The 12957-nt window shown below is 36.3% G+C and carries 12 protein-coding genes; 7 read left to right on the plus strand and 5 right to left on the minus strand.

Going from position 1 to position 12957, the window contains the following annotated elements; translation table 11 throughout:
* Positions 1–495 precede the first annotated feature (495 nt).
* A complete protein-coding gene (locus H4J73_RS02385) occupies positions 496–654 on the minus strand; it encodes a hypothetical protein (protein WP_182180996.1) in 159 nt (52 codons plus the stop codon).
* A gap of 93 nt (positions 655–747) precedes the next feature.
* Positions 748–1281: a DUF1569 domain-containing protein gene (locus H4J73_RS02390; protein ID WP_182180997.1), complete on the minus strand. Its 534-nt coding sequence runs from the start codon at positions 1279–1281 to the stop codon at positions 748–750.
* Between the two features lie 303 nt (positions 1282–1584).
* Between H4J73_RS02390 and H4J73_RS02395 the strand changes: the two genes are divergently transcribed.
* The 3 genes from H4J73_RS02395 (at position 1585) to H4J73_RS02405 (ending at position 6987) form a co-directional block, all read left to right on the plus strand.
* Entirely contained in the window at positions 1585–2733 is a 1149-nt protein-coding gene (locus tag H4J73_RS02395; RefSeq protein WP_182180998.1) for an ATP-grasp domain-containing protein, read from the plus strand.
* 66 nt (positions 2734–2799) lie between these two features.
* On the plus strand, positions 2800–4914 hold the full coding sequence (locus H4J73_RS02400; RefSeq protein ID WP_182180999.1) for a S9 family peptidase: 2115 nt from the start codon (positions 2800–2802) through the stop codon (positions 4912–4914).
* Between the two features lie 447 nt (positions 4915–5361).
* Positions 5362–6987 (plus strand): GGDEF domain-containing protein, encoded by a 1626-nt coding sequence (locus H4J73_RS02405; protein WP_182181000.1) that lies wholly within the window; start codon positions 5362–5364, stop codon positions 6985–6987.
* A 79-nt stretch (positions 6988–7066) separates the two neighbouring features.
* Here the strand turns inward: H4J73_RS02405 and ribA are convergent, their stop codons facing one another.
* Complete coding sequence (gene ribA / locus H4J73_RS02410; protein WP_182181001.1) at positions 7067–7663, minus strand: GTP cyclohydrolase II RibA; 597 nt, start codon at positions 7661–7663, stop codon at positions 7067–7069.
* A 289-nt stretch (positions 7664–7952) separates the two neighbouring features.
* Entirely contained in the window at positions 7953–8495 is a 543-nt protein-coding gene (locus H4J73_RS02415) for a carboxymuconolactone decarboxylase family protein (RefSeq protein WP_182181002.1), read from the minus strand.
* Between the two features lie 107 nt (positions 8496–8602).
* Here H4J73_RS02415 and H4J73_RS02420 point away from each other — a divergent pair, with 107 nt between their 5' ends.
* From H4J73_RS02420 to H4J73_RS02430, 3 genes are all read left to right on the plus strand, one after another.
* Entirely contained in the window at positions 8603–9187 is a 585-nt protein-coding gene (locus tag H4J73_RS02420; protein WP_182181003.1) for a TetR/AcrR family transcriptional regulator, read from the plus strand.
* A gap of 181 nt (positions 9188–9368) precedes the next feature.
* Complete coding sequence (locus H4J73_RS02425; protein WP_182181004.1) at positions 9369–9539, plus strand: hypothetical protein; 171 nt, start codon at positions 9369–9371, stop codon at positions 9537–9539.
* A gap of 91 nt (positions 9540–9630) precedes the next feature.
* Positions 9631–10095: a hypothetical protein gene (locus tag H4J73_RS02430; protein WP_182181005.1), complete on the plus strand. Its 465-nt coding sequence runs from the start codon at positions 9631–9633 to the stop codon at positions 10093–10095.
* 138 nt (positions 10096–10233) lie between these two features.
* On the opposite strand, the gene H4J73_RS02435 is transcribed toward H4J73_RS02430, so the two are convergent.
* Positions 10234–11193: a DUF1186 domain-containing protein gene (locus tag H4J73_RS02435; RefSeq protein ID WP_182181006.1), complete on the minus strand. Its 960-nt coding sequence runs from the start codon at positions 11191–11193 to the stop codon at positions 10234–10236.
* 554 nt (positions 11194–11747) lie between these two features.
* Between H4J73_RS02435 and H4J73_RS02440 the strand changes: the two genes are divergently transcribed.
* On the plus strand, positions 11748–12707 hold the full coding sequence (locus tag H4J73_RS02440) for a DUF4350 domain-containing protein (RefSeq protein ID WP_182181007.1): 960 nt from the start codon (positions 11748–11750) through the stop codon (positions 12705–12707).
* Positions 12708–12957 lie beyond the last annotated feature (250 nt).

A 12957-nucleotide genomic window follows, 5' to 3' on the forward strand; every position in this document is an offset into this window, starting at 1 on the left:
ACAACGATGTAATGCCATCGCAGCTAAATTAAATACAAGACCAAGAAAGAGATTGGGATATAAAACACCAGAGGAATGCTTTTATGAATAATCACTTTTGTCGCACTTCAAACTTGAAACTAAGCTTCTTACTTAATTTTGAAGGTTAACTTTTTTAGCATAAAGCATAAACAGGTCATATGATTGACCTGTTGAACATTCGTTATTATAGTCATCGCAACTCCTATCATTTAACGATGCGGATTAGGAGTAACCTTAAGACAGTTTTATAGCTTTCTTATATACCAAAACAAAAGAAATTTAACTTAATATAAATTCATACCAATATGTTAATCTCAACTTTTGTACTGCTAACCCCATACTTAACGGCGATAAACAGTTGGATAAAACCGGTGCATCGCGAACGTTACCCACTGTTTTTTATTGATTTTAGTAAATAATTTAAATACAGAGAGCATTGAGAGCGTTAAGTATACTCAAAGCACCCAACTACCTTCACCGTGTAACGACATGCCAGATAACATAAAACCAAGACAAGAAACCATGTAGAATTGCCCATAAGACCGACTCATTTACACCCCATGAAATCGCAATAGAGAGTGCTGTTCCAAAGGTAACCCCATACTTTGCTATTTCTTTCCCTGAATTATTCATTAGTTATACGCCTCGTTTTATTATTTGAACTTAATATAAAAGTTGTGATGAAAAGACACCGCCAGCTGTAATTATTATCTATTAGATGGCTTGTTAGCTCTTTATTTCTTGAAGATGATTATATAAATGCATCACATGCGCAATTTCATATTCATCTTTTGTTAGTTCACCATATGCAAAGTGCGGGGCAAGAGCTCCCTGATAACGGTCAAACTCAATTAATGATTTTTTCAAGCGATTTAACGCTATCATAGCGTCTAAACCTTTAGTCAGTTTAGGCGCGCTTGGAATAGGCTCGTTTAAACCGTGAGTCATCTTGCCTTTAGATGCAAAAATTGAGAAGGCTAATTTGCCAACAGTTCGCTTAAAGAAACTCGATTTATGTTCTGGAAACTCAGACATCGAAAACTCTACACTTTGTGCGCAATGTGTAAATATTTGATATGGATCCCACTCTCCTATATTTAAAAAGTTATCATGGGACAATTTATCGAGTTTTCTTAAAGCTACATCTACAGTAAGGCTATCTTTACTGCTCTCTTCAATGAGCAAAAATGTCCCTGCGCCTATACCTATAATTCCTGCTCCACTTGCCAGTGAAGCTTTAACAAACTGCCTACGTTTCATAACTTGCTCCTCAAACGCCTTTAGTCTAATTGGACCGATGATATAATTAAGATAACAAGTGACCAAGTTTACCCGCAATAGAATTGCGTATTATATTAGCACCTTTAGCTTTAAATGCTTTTAACTAAAAACCAAGCCCATAGCTTAACTTAAATAAATAAACCTAGTATGATTAGCCCCTATTAACAATAAAATGCCCTATTCCCTCGTTTTAAAGTAAAGAGTGCCCATATTCTTGTATATTAATGTATAGAGATTGTCTAGACTCAGGGCCGAATAATCTAAGCTTATAAGAGTTGCTTAATGGCTAATGTGTTGATCGTTGGTAGAAGAAGTCGTTGTTATCGCGCTGCATTAAAAATGGGGCATAAGGTCTTTCTTTGGAGCGATGGCCCCTTACACGAAAGTCGAAAAGAAAAGTTGGCGGGTTGCATTGAAACACCTTTTTCATATTGTGAAAAAAATATTTTAACATCAGATATACAGGCGATCAGTAAATTCAATATAGAATTTGTTATTGCAGCGACTGAATCAAGTGTTGACATCGCTGCGAGGGTCCGCGAAACATTCAAACTTTCAGGTACGCCACTGAAAATCACCAGCATTTTACACAATAAAAATGCCATGAAACTCGAAGCCTTAAAACACGATATACCTATTACGAAGTTTCATCATATTAATGAAGAAGATACGCCCGAGGCGTTGGTAGAAAGGTTAGGATTGCCACTTGTTGTTAAACCTGTCGCTGAATCAGGTGCAAGAGGAGTTAGGGTATTAAAAAGCCTTGAAGATGTTAGTAAACATGCAAAACCAGGTCTTCTAGCAGAAGCCTTTGTTGAGGGCTGCGAAGTCAGTGTAGAAACGTTAATTCATAACGGAATTCCTATTTTTCATAATATTACTGACTACCTTCATCAGTGGAAAAAGTCAATATTACCCGCAACATTAGAGCAAGACTTAACACAAGAGATCATCAAAATAAATGATCGTGTCATTAAAGGTTTTGGCGTTGTAAATGGTATGACCCACTCAGAATTCTATCTCACTAAGAAGGGCCCTGTGTTTGGGGAAATGGCCGTTCGACCGCCTGGTGGCTATTATATGGAACTGATTGAGTCTGCCTATGGTTTTAATCCATGGAAAACCTACGTTCAACTAGAAACAGGCGCTACACCAGCGCCTTTACCCGCAAAGGCTAATAAATACGCATGTGTACTTATGATTCATCCTGGAGCGGGTATTGTTGACGAAATTTCTGGCTTAGAAAAGTGCAAAGCGCTGAAAGAAATAGAACAATTTAAATTTAAAATCGAACCCAGATTTGAAGTTCCCGAATATAACAGTACCAGCAGTGAAATTGGGCATATTATTATGGCTGGCGATTCACGTGAGATCTTACTTGAAAAGTTAACGTTTGTTGAAGACAACCTAATCGTCAAGATAAAAAAATAGCATCGCATCAATAATTAATTGCATGATTATAACCTCATTAAAATAACATTTAAATAGGAGCACTTAGTGCCAACATCTCCACTTATATCAGCGACGACGAACAAAAGTATTGACGCGCCAATAGCAAAGAAAATTCCACATAAAATGGAAGTGCATAATCATCAACGTGTGGATAATTATTATTGGATGCGCGACGATCAGCGTAGCGATGAAAGTGTTTTAGCCCACCTTAAAGCTGAAAACAACTATGCTGATGCCATGTTAGCGAGCCAAAAACCGTTACAAGAAAAACTTTTTCAAGAGCTCAAAGACCGGATCGTAAAAGACGACAATACGGTCCCCGCAAAAGACGGTAAATATTGGTATCACAGTGAAATTAATGGTGAGCAAGAATTTTCAAACTATTATCGCGCAACAAGCTTTACTGGCGACAATAAAGCACTGTTATTGGAGGTAAATGAGCGAGCTAAAGACCATGAATTTTATGATTTAGGTGATTTATCGATAAGTCCAAATGATGCAATAATGTCGATATCTGAAGACACCGATAGCCGCCGTATTTATACCATTAACTTTAAAAACTTAGTTGAATCTACTGATGCTAAAGAAGCTTATTTAACTGATACTCTCGTTGAAACTGAAGGACAAATTGTTTGGTCTAATGACAATCAAACGGTATATTATGTAAAAAAAGATCTAGAAACCTTATTAGGTACGCAGGTTTATCGTCATAAATTAGGGTCAGCACAATCAGATGACATTCTTGTTTATGAAGAAGAAGATCATCGTTTTTATATGAGTTTAGACAAGAGCAGAGATGAATCTCAAATTTATATTTGTTTACACGCGACCCAATCAACACATTATCTAGCACTCAATGCAGACGAACCTAACGGTGAATTTTTAGCGCTATTTCCCTATCAAGAACAGCATGAATATCACGCTGATAAATTGGGTGAATATTTTTATATTGTCACCAACTATCAAGCTAAAAACTTTAGGTTAATGAAAGCGGCTATTGATCAAATTGATGATATCAGTAACTGGCAAGAAGTGGTCCCACACAGAGAAGCTGTGCTACTAGAAGGCTTTGAAGTGTTTAATAACTTCATTGTCGTTACCGAAAGAGAACAGGGTCAAATTCGCTTCATTGTACACACAACCCAGGGAGAAAATGCCGGTCATCACTATCCGTTATCTTTTGACGACCCATGCTATTTTGCTTGCCTTGATGAAAACCCAGAGCCAAACAGTACTATCGCAAGGTTATATTATTCTAGTTTAACAACACCTGATTCTTTATTTGAGTTTGATTTAGCAACAGGCCATCGAAAACTGCTAAAACAGCAACAAGTATTGGGTGATTTTGAAAAAGAAGATTATCAATCAGAACGTTTATTTATTATCGCTCGCGATGGTGCAGAAGTTCCGGTATCTATTGTATATCGAGGCGATAAATTTAAAAAAGATGGCACAAATCCCCTACTTCAATACGGTTATGGTGCCTATGGGATCACCATAGATCCAGACTTTTCGAGTCAAACGTTAAGTTTACTCGACCGAGGTTTTGTTTACGTTATTGCCCATGTTCGTGGCTCAGAAATGTTAGGTAGACAATGGTATGAAACAGGGAAAAAAGAACATAAAAAAAATACCTTTAATGACTTTATTGATGTTACTAAGGCATTGGTTGCTCAGGGTTATGGGGCTAAGGATAAAATATTTGCCTCGGGTGGTAGTGCCGGTGGTTTGTTGATGGGGGCGGTAGTTAATCAAGCGCCCGAGCTATATTTAGGTATTGGCGCTCATGTACCATTTTTAGACGTGTTAACGACAATGCTCGATGAAAGCATACCGCTAACCACCAATGAATATGACGAATGGGGCAACCCAAACGAAGCACAAGCCTATAAAGATATTTTAGCTTATTCACCCATTGATAATATCAGTGCTCAACACTACCCCAACATACTGGTCACCACCGGATTACACGATTCACAAGTACAGTATTTTGAACCGATGAAATGGGTAGCAAAAATGAGAGCCCTTAAAACTGATGATAACTTATTGCTCTTTAAAACTGATATGGACGCAGGCCATGGCGGTGCATCAGGACGCTTTAAAAGTTTAAAAGAGAAAGCGCTCGAAATGAGCTTTTTTATCTCTTTATTGCCTGACTAAACGTGCAACGTTGTTATTTACACGTTTGTTTGGTTAACATTGTCGATAATAGAAATAAAAAAACCTGATAAAATCCCTCTAAAAAGTGACCCGTTTTATTGAACGGGTCACTTAACCATAAAAAGCCAATGATTAACCTTCAAATCACCCATAATTGCTAATAACTCATTCGTTTATTTATCTATAGATGCCACTGATATTTATAGATATTAAGCGCTTATTCGAGCATAATCACAATAAAAAATATAAAAACTTTTTAGCATATAATTTCTAATGTTAATTATGTTTCAACTTGATTTTATTGATGGCTTGCTTAAAAATAATACTATTTAAGCTAAAAACCTTTGCTTGAACTATAATATTAAAAAGTGATTATAATTGGCTTAACATTGCATTATTTAATTCTAGTTTATTGTTCAATCCTAATAGTCTTTGCGTGTTAACCGCATGGCCAAACGTTATAAGTTCATTTTCAACTTTGTGTTAATAGCCTTATTAGCTATTTCAATACAAGCATTCGCTGCTAACGTAGTACCGAAGCTTAAGCAAGTTAGTGTACAACTCAAATGGTTTCATCAATTTCAATTTGCTGGTTTTTATGCCGCTATAGAGCAAGGCTATTTTACCGAAGCAGGGCTTAATGTTAAATTAATTGAAGGAGGACCAACCATAAAAGTCATAGAGTCTGTGACAAGTGGTAAAGCAGAATTTGGTATCGGTAACTCATCACTGTTAATTGATTACAATAACGGCTCACAAATAGTGGCTGTCGCCACCCTATTTCAACACTCTCCATCGATTATACTTGCCAGACGTGACGAAACTATTCGCACAGTAAAAGATTTGGAAGGACGAACAATAATGGGAAAATTACACACTGCTGAATTGATGACCTATCTTAAAGTGGCTGGTGTAGACCTAAAAAAAATTAAATTAGTCCCTCACACTGGCACGGTTGAAAGTTTAAAGCGGCCCAGTGAAAGTGGCATAGATGCGACCACGGCTTACCTTTCTTCTGAGCCTTTCTTAGCCACACAACTTAACATCCCCTATCATATATTTAATCCTAGAGATCTTAATATTGATTTCTATGGTGATACGCTATTTACTTCTAGTCGTTTTGCCAACCTTCACCCTGAAATTGTTACTGCAATGCGTAATAGTCTTATTAAAGGTTGGCAATATGCCCTTAAAAATTCAGATGAACTTGTATCAATAATATTAGCAAAATACCACCCAAAAAAAGATCAATTAGCCCTTAGCTACGAATCCCAAGCTATAATTCCTCTATTTGCATCTGATATAGTTGATATAGGGCTTATGAGCCACAGACGTTGGCATGAAATAGGCAGTGCTTTTGTAAAATCAGAAACGCTAAAACAGAACTATACTGTTGATGGCTTTTTGTTTGAGAATAAAGAGCCCCTTCCGACATGGGTGTATAATTTATTAGTGGCAAGTTTACTTATAATTACCCTAACCACCTTCATTGCAGTGTATATTTTAAGCATTAATCGAAGATTAACACTCAGTCTTGAGCAAATAAAAGAACAAAAAGAAATCATCGAATATCAAGCAACTCATGATACGTTAACTGGTTTACCAGAACTGAGGCTTTTGCACGAAAGATGGGATAAAGCGGTAAGTCGCGCTGACAGGGACAATTCCAGAGCTGCTATATTATTTATTGATTTAGATGGTTTTAAATTGGTGAACGACACATATGGTCACCATGCGGGTGATTTCGTCCTTAAAATTGTTTCAAGCAAGTTAAACAAGTCAATTCGTAATGTTGACACTGCTGCACGATTGGGAGGAGATGAATTTATTGTCATATTGGATTGTATTAAGAGTATCGAAGACGCTCCACTTATTGCAAATAAACTCATAGCAGCCATTTCTCAACCTATTAGCTTCAACAATAGTGCCATTAGTATTGGGGCAAGTATCGGTATTGCTATTTATCCTGTGCATTCATCAAAGCCTGAAGAAATAATTAAACTTGCTGATCTATCTATGTATAAAGCTAAAAAATCGGGAAAGAACAAATTTAAGGTGTATTCCTCGAATTAACCCCCGAATACCTGCCAATACTCCGCTGGTGTATTTACAGAGCAAGAAGTTGATAACCTCACAAGAAAGTACTCAACTGTTAATCTATTTTCAAATCATGCTTACCGTGATTTTTTTTAGTACGTAGATAATTATTATTGTCATCTTTTAAATGCAAACTCGTATTCACTTGCTCTACGATATTAAAACAATCTTTTAAGGCATTTAATTTTTTAGGGTTATTGGTGATCAAACGTAAATCAGTAACCGCTAAGGCTTGCAACATCGCAACGGCGTCTTCAAAACTGCGTTCATCTTCTTCAAAACCTAAATGTTTATTGGCTTGATAGGTATCCATGCCTTGACTTTGTAATACATAAGCATCCATTTTATTGTATAAACCAATACCGCGACCTTCTTGACGAAGATAAAGGATAATTCCCCCTTTATCTTTCATTAGATTAATAGTTTCATCTAACTGTTCACCACAATCACAACGGGAAGAGTGAAAAACATCACCGGTTAAACATTCTGAATGCATGCGCACTAGGGGTGCTTGCTGATTTTTATCGGCTTGTTGAAAAATTAACGCAATGTGCTCATGGTTTTCATCAAACATATTAAAGGTTGCTATCTCTGCATCTATATCACTATGTAAACCAACTTTTAGATTAATTCTTGCACGTATTTCGTTCATGGGCTTCTTTATAAATTAGCAAAGGTGCCGTTATTGGCCCCTTAAATATTACCACTTGTTTACCTCATATTGAGATGTTTATCTAGGTTTCAAGTGCTTGTCATAAATGCCTATACGTTCAGAGTCAATCTTTGGTCCAAATTGTCTCACTTTTATTAGAATTATCATGGGGTGGCTCGCGTAATAAAGCATTTAAAATAAGTCTAAATCAAACTTTGATACTCTACCGTTTTGCAGCCCAAAAGGTAGGGTATCGTAAATCAGTAACGTTATTTTAACTAACCGTAATTTATTTTACGTATTTCTTAAAAGCGTTATCTACTGGCGTATTGGCTAAATGATTCGTGTAGTTACTCATCACTTTTTGTGATAAACCTAAAATAATTTCGAGCAATTGTTGTTTGCCATAACCTGCAGCAAAAAACGTTTCAATTTGTGCATCGCTGATCACGCCACGTTCACGTGCCATAGCGAGGGTTGTCTCACGTAGAGCTTCAAGCTTAGGGTTTGCAAGTGCCGTATTGTTAACAAGTGCATCAACAATGCTTTGATCAACTTTCATTGCTTCTGCAATGCCACTGTGGGCAGGCACACAATAATGACAGTTATGTTCGACATTAATTGATTGCCATACAACAGTGAGCTCTTCTGCATTAAATGACGTTTTTTGAAAAAGCTCATGTAATACTTGGTAACCTTCAAGTAATGTTGGCGCTTCAGCCATTACTGCATGTAGGTTTGGTAACATACCAAATGCCGCTACTGAATTAGCTAATAAAGGTTTTGCCGCTTCTGATGCATTGTCTGCTGTGTATAAAGTAAATTCTGTCATGTTTTGCTCCAATAAAAATAGTCTTTAGGTGATTCGATGCTATGGTGCTTGTTTTTGAGCGATCGGTCAAGTTATAATTGAGCGACTGTTCATCTTGGTTATAAATTATGGTTAACAAGGTTAAATTTGAACGCGACGATGTAATTCGTCAAGCAAGCCAATTATTTTGGGAAAAAGGGTTCCATGCCACCTCAACACGAGACTTACAAGAGGTGATAAATATGCGTCCCGGTAGTATTTATGCTGCATTTGGCTCGAAAGAAGGGCTTTATAGTGAATCGCTAAAAGATTACACGGCGCAAATACAAGCTCAAATTGAAGGTTTTTTAAATCACTCCGACGCCATACTAAGTGGCTTACGTGCATTTGTTAACAATGTAATTTTGACTCGCCAAGACTACCCTAGCGCTATTTGCATGCTGATAAAAGCCAACAGCGAGTTTACAGAAAAAGAAGATACCTTGCGTGAACTCAACTTAAAACTGCTCAGGGTGTTTGAACAATATTTATGTGTGTTATTTAACCAAGCCATTAAAAATGGTGAATTAAACAATAATCGTACTGCGCTCGAATATGCTCAATTTTTTCAAATACAGTTTACGGGATTACGCGGTTATTTGAATCGCCCCGGAATTGATGAGTTAGCACAACCGATGATCGACCAAATGTTTACTCTATTAAAGAATATTTAAGTGAAGATAATAGAGGGGAAGCTGTTTTTTAGATTTATCTAATTATGTTGGTGAATCTGATGTTAAATTACGCTGGCATTATTTCGATCTCAACGCTGCAGATTGGGATTGGTATGCACAAATAGATGTTGTTTCATTAGTCTTTGAAAATGTACCGCAAGCTATACAGTGTAATGTAAATTTGGATGGTTTTGTTGACCGTAGCGATATAAGATTAATCGCGGCTGCGCGTAATCAACCCACTGCACCTGTTAGTCCACATGATAATGATGGCGACGGTATTATTACCGTATCAGATGCACTTCAGCGTGTTCAGCTTTGTACTTTACCGCGTTGTGCACCTCAACCGTAGTAATAAATAATAGTTATAAACTAAAAAATCTCGGCATAAGCCGAGCTTTTTTTCACAACAGAGATACGTTTAGACTAAGGAAAAATTATTAATGTTCAGATTAATTTATATTGTAATCATCGCTTTATCTGGCTGTTTAGCTGGTAGTTCAACTGTCGCTGAAACAGCAAAAACCACAGAAACGTTGGCTAAAATAGAGTACGATTTTGCACTAACCAATCAAGAGCTAAGCTCTGTCATTACGATATACGCTGAAGAAGTTATAAAATATCAAAATTTGAAATTACGTTTGATCTCTTTAGAAGATTCTAGATGCCCCATTGGTATGGCATGTATTTGGGCAGGTCAATTGATTGTAACACTTGAAGTTTTAAATGAGTTTGAAGAAAAAATAGAGGTAAAATTGACACGTAAGCGCGAACCAGAAATTGCTCATGCTTTTGGTTATCGTTTACTTTTATTAAGCGTCGAACCCCATCCTAAAAAAGGTAAAGATATTCAATTGAGCGATCAAATCATTCAGTTTGAAATAACAAAGCTTGCTGATAAAGCATAAAACGATCCCTTTTTAGTCGCACCTCAATGCAGCAAATACTGAATTGAGGTGTAAATATAGCTTTGTATTACCTTTTATTCATAGCTTTAGTGTTCAACATATTACTTTAACCAATAAAGCATGTCTCAACTTACTGTTTTACTGTAAACAACATTTTTTATATTTCTTTCCACTGCCACACGGGCAAGGATCATTTCGGCCAGCCGTCGCTAATGAACTAACCGGCACACTGTTTTCTAAAATTGTATTTTCGTCATACAAAATATTAGCCAGTAAGCCGCCTTCTCCCATTAACGAATCAAATATATCAAGGTCTTCGTCTGGTATATTATCGAGTTCTTTATCGTTTGAATCATCATCAATCCAAGCACTTAAGGTATCAACAACATTAAACTCTGTTTGAATAATACCAGCCTCAATCAGCTTAGGTGCATCTCCCCTACCCCATGCTTTTACTTCACATTGTTTAAAGCGATCTTCATCAAATACATCTTTATCACATAATTCAATAAACTGATTTTTAAAGTCATCAAGTTGATATTCAATACAAGAATCTGCTAATGCACTCATCAAGAAACTACTGATTGAACTTGGCAAAGCTAAAAAGACTGATAACCATCGAGTTACGTGCTCACCTAATTCAACCTTATCGATAGTGCCCACTTCATATTGAGCAAATACCGCTTCAATAGCAGACGCTTTACAGTACATCGCTTGATGAACATCAACAATGTAATCAGATAATACTTGGCTATTACCATTTGCTACATTATAAAATAAGGTCGGTGTTAATTCAGTAAGGGCATCTCCAAATACCCCTTCAAGCGGGGTTGAAAACGTATCACTGCGCGAAAAGAGCTGTAAACATTTTGACAATGCAGGAGCATATTTTAATTCTGCTAATAATAACGTGCCAAAAAATAAAATGGCCTGTTGCTCATCGGTTAGCGAGGTATCATCAGTAATAAATTGATCTATTAATCGCGCTAAATCAGGATAAAATATCGACCAATTCGATTTAACGGTTTCGAGCGCTTCAACAGGTAGTTCGTTGCCATGTGAATGAGCTATTACCAATAAAGCTTGTTCTAAATTCATGTAAGTTCCGCGTTAAGTAATCAATGATGAGTGGCCAATGCCAAATGTTATATCTTAAACACTTCCTATTGCCGTTACCATTGAAAGCAACAGATCAAAACCAATTTTCATTTAATTTTTTAATTATTTGTTATTTCCTCCGATTATTTTATTAATGTCGCCTCCAGATACCAATACTCATGCGCAAATCAACTAACTTTTACACAAAAACATAGTTCGCAAATTATTAGAACATATTATTCATCAAGCGAGTATTCGCTCGTATAAAAAATTGTACCTTGAGACTTGAACGATGAATGCTCTTTTATCCGCAAACTTACTTTATAAACAGTTTGGCTTTAAAGAGTGCGAGCCATTTGGTCATTATCAACTAGATCAATACAGTATGTTTATGTCAAAGGATATCGTGTAACCTGTATCTAAGGAGCGAACACAAAAGGACAAAAAAAGATTTACTTTTTGTTCTCACTATTGTGCCCCTGCATAAGTTGCCACTTATTTGCGGCGGTTATATATCTTGATTAGCTGTGTAGTTATCTATGAGTAAATATTAAATGAAATTAAGACATAACCATATTTTTTTAGGACTTTTGTTATCAAGTGTAGCGTCGTGTTCTGATAGTGCTCAAAAGGCTGATCCCGATTTCATCCCAAAAAACACACAAAATAGCTTTTCTGGCTTAACTAGCCCCGTAGTGTTAATTGATGAAGCACATCATAATTTTCACACGACTCAAGGTAGATACAAACCCTTTTCACAAGTGTTGTCGAGCGATGGTTATACTGTTGAAGCGGGAAAAGAAAAGTTTACTTTAGAGTATTTACAACAAGCTGACATTTTAGTTGTTGCAAATGCACTAGATAACAGCAGACGGGATTATAACCCACCATATGGAGATGCGTTTGAAACAGAAGAAATTGAAGCCCTTATGCAATGGATATCTCAAGGTGGCTCTCTATTTTTAGTTGCCGATCATACGCCTTTTCCAAAAGTTATTGAAACACTCTCAAGTGCACTAGGCATTCAATTTAGTAATGGTCATGTCGGAAAGGCAATATTTCGCATTAATGATAATACGCTTGTTGATCACGCAATAACCAAAGGGAGTTCAACTCAAACTGACCTGCCATTAGAAAATGATACTTCTCCAATCTTACAAGGAAAGCCCAATTCAGAACAAATAATTCAAGTTAAAACATTTGGAGGATCTGCTTTTAAAGCTCCTGAGACTGCAAAATCACTTTTGGTTCTTAGTTATACAGCTGTTTCCGTGATGCCAGACATTCCTTTTCAGGTAAATGCTGAAACACCTAGGCTTGCGATTCCAGGGTGGAGTCAAGGAGCTGTTTTAGAAATAGGCAAAGGCCGAGTCGCTGTGTTTGCTGAAGGTATGATGTTTTCCTCACAACTAACGGTTAAAACAGGTAAAAAATACGGTTTACTATCTAAAGGCGCAGAACAAAATGAGCAGTTTTTACTGAATGTCATGCATTGGCTTTCGGGATTAATTTAATAAAAGTAATCCTAACGACCGTTAAAAAAGATACTGAAGCTAATTTTACTATTCACTTTATATAACTTATTTTTACATAATTGAGATGAATAATTAAAAGATGATGTCTTCTATTTAAATTATTTTATTCTATTTCTTTATATTTTCGCAAAATAAGGTTAATAAAAGGTCTTTCAATATCTTATTAATTTAGCCTAGATAAAATGAGTATTATGTTAGCAAAATTTATAGCAGTAACATTTTTTAAATG

It is taken from the genome of Colwellia sp. MB3u-41, assembly GCF_014076845.1.
GTDB lineage: Bacteria > Pseudomonadota > Gammaproteobacteria > Enterobacterales > Alteromonadaceae > Colwellia_A.